The 1,862-nt window shown below is 70.8% G+C and carries 2 protein-coding genes; both read left to right on the forward strand.

Annotated features, from left to right (window positions below; genetic code table 11):
* The first annotated feature begins 141 nt into the window (after positions 1-141).
* Positions 142-744 (forward strand): dCTP deaminase, encoded by a 603-nt coding sequence (gene dcd / locus VAE46_RS09430; RefSeq protein WP_322796680.1) that lies wholly within the window; start codon positions 142-144, stop codon positions 742-744.
* 33 nt (positions 745-777) lie between these two features.
* The coding region (locus tag VAE46_RS09435) for a carbon-nitrogen hydrolase family protein (RefSeq protein WP_322796681.1) at positions 778-1,862 on the forward strand (1,085 nt) is incomplete at its 3' end.

Here is a 1,862-nt window from a genome sequence, read left to right on the forward strand (position 1 = left end):
AACGGCGCGGCGGTGATTCGGGCGAGGAAAGTAGGGCGTGGCAAACTGGGGACACTGATTGAGCTCCCCGGGGAGGTGTACGGCGCGGTGCGCTACGTCGAAATTGCCGACTCCGGGCTCACGGACTGACGGGCGAAAGCGGTGATCCTGAGCAATCGGGAGATCCTCGCGGCCCTGGAGGATGGCCGGCTCGTGATAGAGCCGTCGCCACTGGGGGGGACAGATGCAGCGGCGCTGGAGCGTGTGTTCGACCGGACGTCGATCAACCTGCGGCTGGGAGATGTCCTCCGGGTGCCGATCGACCAGCCGGGCATCATCTGGGACCCCATGAGCGGGTCCACCATCGAGGCCCTCGCGCGTATGTACGACCGGGGCGAGCTTCGCGAGAACGGCTACGTCCTGCCGCCGCGGCAATTCCTCCTTGGGATGACGGCAGAACGGGTGGCTCTGCCGCTGGCGGGAGATCTGCCGGCCGATGTCGCTGCCCGGGGATGCCTTGCCGGCCGGGTCGAAGGCAAGAGGTCCCTGGCGCGGCTGGGGCTGCTGGTACACTTTACGGCGCCCACGATTCACGCCGGCTTCGAAGGAACGATTGCGCTGGAGATGATGAATCTTGGACCGGCCCCGATCCTGCTCCGGCCGGGGATGTTCATTTGCCAGCTCATCCTGGAGCCGGTGATGGGCGAGCCGTTTGGTTCCGGCGGGCAATTCTTCGGGCAGGGCGACCCTTCGGGGCGCTCTTAGCCGGGGGCTGGCACAGCGATGCAGGCGTTTCGGGTGGGACTCTGTCAGATACCGGCGTACCCGCTGGAGCGGGCGGAGGAGAACCTCGCGGCGATCCTCGCGGCGCTCGATGCGGCGGGCGAGGCCGGGGCGCAGCTGGTTGGGGTGCCGGAATGCGGCTACCCGGCCTACTACGTGCGCGATGAACGCCCGTACGACCGCCCCGGTGTTCGCCCGTTCCCTGAGGTGCAGGCGCTCCTCGCCGAGCGCTGCCGGCGCTGGGGCTACTGGCTGGCCGCCGGGCTGGCGGTGCCGCACCCGGATGGGAGCCTGACCAACAGCGGGCTGGTGTTCGACCCCGCAGGCGAGGTGCGCGGGCGCTACGACAAGAGCTTCCTCTGGCACTTCGATGCGCGCTGGTTCCGGCGGGGGCGGTCGTTCCCCGTATGGGATGCGGGGTTCGTGCGCTTCGGTGTGCTGATTTGCGCGGATGCGCGTCAGCCGGAGGTCGCGCGGGCGCTGGCGGTGAACGGGGCGGAGGTGATCCTCGACCTCACGGCGTGGGTTTCGTGGGGGCGGGAGATGGCGGAGCTTTCGACCACGCAGTGCGAGTACCTCGTGCCGGTGCGGGCGTTTGAAAACGGGGTGTGGATCGCGGCGGCCGACCGCTTCGGGCCCGAGGGTGATTCGCTGGTGTACGCGGGACGGTCGTGCGTGATCGACCCCGACGGGGTGACGCGCGTGTGCGCGCCGAGCGACCGCGACGCGGTGGTGGTGTTCGAGATTACGCCGCAGGCGGCCGAGCGCCCGGCCCGGCGGCCGGGGCTGTACGGGCTGCTGACTGAGCCGACGGAGCGTCTGCCGGTGACGGCGACGCTCGACGAGGCGCTGGTGCCGGCCCGCGAGAATCGCCGGGTGGCAGTGGCCCCGGGGAACGGGCGCTGGGACCCGGCGCGGGCGGTGCGCCTGTTCGAGGAGCAGCGCGACCAGGATGCGGACCTCGTCGTCTTCGGCGGGGCAGCAGCCGATGGGGACTGGCGGACGGGCCTGGCGCAGCTCGAAGCGGCCGTGCGGGCGCGGGGCGGGTCGATGCTGGTGGGGGTATCGGAGGAGGGCGGGCGGCGGCAGCTGGCCGCGCT

The sequence above is a fragment of the Tepidiforma sp. genome, from assembly GCF_034433535.1.
Lineage (GTDB): Bacteria > Chloroflexota > Dehalococcoidia > Tepidiformales > Tepidiformaceae > Tepidiforma.